The sequence below is a fragment of the Halomonas sp. IOP_14 genome, from assembly GCF_021021315.1.
Taxonomy (GTDB): Bacteria; Pseudomonadota; Gammaproteobacteria; order Pseudomonadales; family Halomonadaceae; genus Vreelandella; species Vreelandella titanicae.
Genome location: NZ_JAINWD010000090.1, coordinates 1 through 4171, shown reverse-complemented (window position 1 = coordinate 4171; position 4171 = coordinate 1). Strand labels below are relative to the sequence as shown.

Here is a 4171-nt window from a genome sequence, read left to right as displayed (position 1 = left end):
TCTCAAAGCAAAGGAGTTGCAAATGAAGCACCATGAAAAACTTGGACAAGTTGGGCGCAAAAGCTTTTCCCTACTGGCTCGGCTCGGCCGCTACGAACTAGCGATGCTGCTATGCGTCGCGGTACTTTCCGGTGGGATTTGGGGGTTCGTCGCGCTGGCCGAAGAAGTTATCGAGGGGGACACCCATAGCATCGATGAAAGCCTGCTGCTCGCCCTTCGCAATCCCGCGGATCTAAGCGACCCAATCGGGCCGGGATGGGTTGAGGAAATGGGCCGGGACTTTACCGCACTGGGCGGTGTCGGCGTGCTGGTACTCATCACATTGGGTGCCCTGGGCTACTTGTTACTTGCCAGGCACTACCGCGCGGCTCTCTTTGCTTCAATCGCGGTGCCCGGCGGCATACTACTAAGCACTGTGATGAAGATGGGCTTCGATCGCCCTCGCCCGGATCTCGTGCCTCATGAAGCCATGGTCTACACCGCGAGCTTTCCCAGCGGCCACTCAATGATGTCTGCCGTGACCTACCTCACCCTGGCCGCGCTGCTCATCCGCGTACAGCCCGCGCTGAGGCTAAAGGCTTACCTTTTGATACTGGCGATATTGTTGACCCTGCTGGTGGGCATAAGCCGCGTTTACCTTGGAGTTCATTGGCCGACCGATGTGCTTGCGGGCTGGACGGCCGGGGCGAGCTGGGCAGCGCTGTGCTGGATCGTGATGCGCTGGATGCAGCGGCATGGGCAGTTAGAGCCGGAAGAGAGCAGTTCGGGCACCGAATAACGTGACCCAAGCCTAGGTGGGCAACGCAGTGAGTTGCCCAGCCACCTGGAAAAATGAATACATCGCCAGGATAAACAGTAGCCGTTAGAGCGATCAAACCGCCCTTCCTCTTAAATAAAAAAAACGCTCAGGAAGACTGGTTAGGGAGGAAGGTAAACAGCCCAACCACGCTCTCGTACATCAAGGGCTCGACCTCAAGCGTACAAGCAGGCATGGTGAGCACTATTATCCACCATCAGCGAACCAACAGGAGGTAACGCCAATGCCAAACTCTCTTACTCAAAACCTTTTCAGAATGGGTCTACTATCGCTCTTGGCGTTGTCCCCCAATGCCTTTAGCCAACAACAACCAGGGGCAGCCTCCGGTAATGATGTTACTACCGAGTCGTTCCAGGATTGGGAAGTCCGTTGCCAGCGTAGTGCCGAGGGCCCGAGCCCTTGTGCGATGTCGCAACTGATCACTCAACCCGACAGCGACCAGCCCTTGATGCAGGTAATTCTCGACTACCCGCCTCAGATCGATGACCCGGTGATGAGCTTCTTCGTGCCGCTGGGGGTACGTCTGGCCCCGGGCTTGCAATTCAGTGTGGATAACGCTGAGCCAGTCCAATTCCCCTATCAGGTATGCCAGGAGCAAGGGTGCCGTGCTGACGTGCCCATTGAGTCGTCGATGTTGCAGCAACTCCGCAGTGGCAATACAGCAACCCTCAGCATGATTAGTCCACGCGGTGAACGCATGGACATAGATATTTCGCTGATCGGCTTTACCGATGCCAGTACCCGCATTGCTCCCTGATCAGAAGCACCTTCCCCGACAAAACCGGCCCACAAGGGCCGGCAAGTCTGCTCAACCGTTGCCAGCAGGCGTATGTTTACGCCTGCTGGCGTGGTGGCCATGCAAAACTGCGCTCTAGCACTTAGCATTCCGGCGCGATGGTCTGAGCCACGAATGATACGTTAGCTGGAAAGCACTGTTTGATACTTTGGGATAGAAGTGGATGACGCTTTAAAATGGAAGAAAAGACAGAAGTTTGACAGGGACATACGCAGGCCCTGACTGGAGTGTCGCTATCGGCCAGGAGCGGAATTTTAGGCGATACTGATATAACGCCGCCAGCATGCGCGGCTGCGGAATGGAGGCGAAGCCGCAATGGAGTAGCCGTCGCCATGACTGGCAATGTTAGCCATTTTTGTAGGCATCGCTTATTTCTTTTGGAATAAAGGTGTATTTAGACACCTCGTCAATGATTTCAGGGTATAGGAAAAACGGCGAATTCTCAGCCATGACAGAGCTTTTCATATAAACCCTTTTACGCTTTGATGCTGAGTAGTACAGATTGCACCAAACTAGATCAGGCCTAGCCCTGGAATTTCTTTTCTCCAACGTTTTCTCTAGAAACCCACCAGGGATAAGAGTATTAGTCTTGTTCGGCTTATCGATAGCCTTTACTTGATCGTATTTATCTTGGGATATTGAAACAAACTGGTTGCCAGAATATTCATACAGCTCCGAATTACAGAAACGGCGTAGTTCCCATACTGCTCGATCCAATATCGCGAGCTCACAGTCCTTTATGAACCAGGACACCTCTAGGTATCGAAATCTTGCCCCAAACTCCTCAAGCCTTTTTATGAATTTCTTGGTTTGCTCTGATAGGGCAATATCTAGCTTCTCAGAGATAAGGTCTAAGCTTCTTTCTACCTCATGCTTTATAGCGCGCTTTGGCTTTGGGACACGGACAAGAATTGCAATGCATTTTGCATATTTTTCAAGAGCATGAAGCGCAGACCAGTGAAACTGTGGAAACAGGTCGGCCCTGTAAGCCATACGAGCATGGATGTAGTCTCTGTCAGCGGTGTCTCGAAAAGCTCTGAGAGCAAAACTGTTCACTTTCTGCATCATGCTGTGAGACATACTTACCCTCTAAATTGGCTAACGCCGCCAGTACTCGCGGCTTTGTAGTGGAGGCGAAGCCGCAAAGAAAAAGCTTTCGCCGTGCCTGCGATTGTTATGCATTTGCCACAACTACGGTTGTGTTGAACCCCTCATCAAGTGTGGGTGCCACAAAGTGCTTTGTAACCAGCTCAAACATCTCTTCCGTATCAGTTGCCGCTCTCTGTGGATGTTCTATCCGCCTTTTTGCGATTTGCCCCAAGCAAATCGCATTTGGCTGGTCGATGTAAATTAATTCATGTGGGGCCTGGATCTCTGAAAAAATGCTTTTAAACCACTCACGTTGTGGAATTGTATTTGCCGGAAAATCCATTACTACGTTGGTTCCAGACGCTAAGATTGATTGAACCAGTTTCTTCATTTGAGGCTTAAGACGGCCAGAATATTCAATGTAATCATCTAAGGTCTTGATGCTATTCGGATAAATTGATGAAATCCACTCGTCTTCTGAGAGCAGTACGGCGTTTCGCTCTTGGGAGATTTCACGAGACTTTGTAGTTTTCCCTGCTCCCATTTTTCCACAGAAAAACGTCAGTACTCCTTTTTTCATTTCTTACCTCGTATCGTATAACGAGTCTGTAGAAAAACCCGATTTCGAGCCATTTCCACCGCCTGTTGTCCTTATTCATTTACCCAGCTGGTCATCTGGCTGAGTAATCTTAATATCGGCATTTAGCCACTTGAGCGCCCAGCTAAAGCTTGTTGAAGACGGCCTTTTGCTCTTAAAAAGCAACTTACTCCGCTCTAAGCCCTTCATGACGCGGCCATGTGGCCGTAATTCGCCAACTTCTCAATATTGTGCACTAAGCAGTAGAGCTGCCACTGACTTTGCACCTTTTTCTTACCCCGAAGGCTGAAGCGGTTCAACCTTTTCGTCGTGCCAATGTTACCGAATACAGGCTCAACGCCCAATTCAGGTGCGCAGTAGGTATCACCTGGAATTGCTTGTTATACGAATTCATTACTCTAGCCACCAACATTTAGCAGGCTATTTAATAACGCAGAAAGCAGCCAACCTATGAAGCCACCGACCAACAAGCCGGGTACTTGATTCTTTAGCTTACTTTTTTCTTTTAGCTCTTCGCTCAAATAATCAACTTTTTCGGACTGCTTAGTAATTTGCTCTGAGAGCATATTTATTAACGAAGAATCGACTCCTAATCCTAATTTCTCGATAAGCTGTCGTTCAGGAATAATTTTCGGCTTTCCGCTTTTCATCACGTAAGGACTACCACCGGCAAATGCCAGAGAGTCACTCTTTTCAATTTCAAGCAAATAAATGTTCTGAAATCTGGCTTGATGAAAACTACATTTCATCTCTACGCCCTCAAGAAGCTGTTGGCACTTTTCAATCAATTCACTAGCCACATTTTGAAAGCCAGAGCCGTAGCCGTTCTCCGAATATGCCCCTAGGGAAGCTCTGAAAAAGTCACTGCCAT

Annotated in this window: 5 protein-coding genes and 1 pseudogene; 2 read left to right on the top strand and 4 right to left on the bottom strand. The window is 49.6% G+C overall.

Going from position 1 to position 4171, the window contains the following annotated elements; genetic code table 11:
* A partial coding sequence (locus K7H09_RS24140; RefSeq protein WP_330165629.1) for a phosphatase PAP2 family protein occupies nucleotides 1-778 on the top strand: 778 nt, incomplete at its 5' end.
* Nucleotides 779-1040: 262 nt separating this feature from the next.
* Complete coding sequence (locus K7H09_RS24135) at nucleotides 1041-1574, top strand: invasion associated locus B family protein (protein ID WP_230806342.1); 534 nt, start codon at nucleotides 1041-1043, stop codon at nucleotides 1572-1574.
* A gap of 384 nt (nucleotides 1575-1958) precedes the next feature.
* Here K7H09_RS24135 and K7H09_RS24130 read toward each other — a convergent pair whose 3' ends face one another.
* From K7H09_RS24130 to K7H09_RS24115, 4 genes and pseudogenes are all read right to left on the bottom strand, one after another.
* Nucleotides 1959-2693, bottom strand: coding sequence for a HEPN domain-containing protein (locus tag K7H09_RS24130; protein ID WP_230806340.1), 735 nt, complete (start codon nucleotides 2691-2693; stop codon nucleotides 1959-1961).
* 94 nt (nucleotides 2694-2787) lie between these two features.
* A complete protein-coding gene (locus tag K7H09_RS24125; RefSeq protein ID WP_190373363.1) occupies nucleotides 2788-3282 on the bottom strand; it encodes an AAA family ATPase in 495 nt (164 codons plus the stop codon).
* 203 nt (nucleotides 3283-3485) lie between these two features.
* Nucleotides 3486-3638 (bottom strand): annotated as a pseudogene (locus tag K7H09_RS24120) (transposase); the annotation flags it as partial.
* Nucleotides 3639-3698: 60 nt separating this feature from the next.
* Nucleotides 3699-4171 (bottom strand): hypothetical protein (locus K7H09_RS24115; RefSeq protein WP_230806336.1); only part of this gene is annotated, 473 nt, incomplete at its 5' end.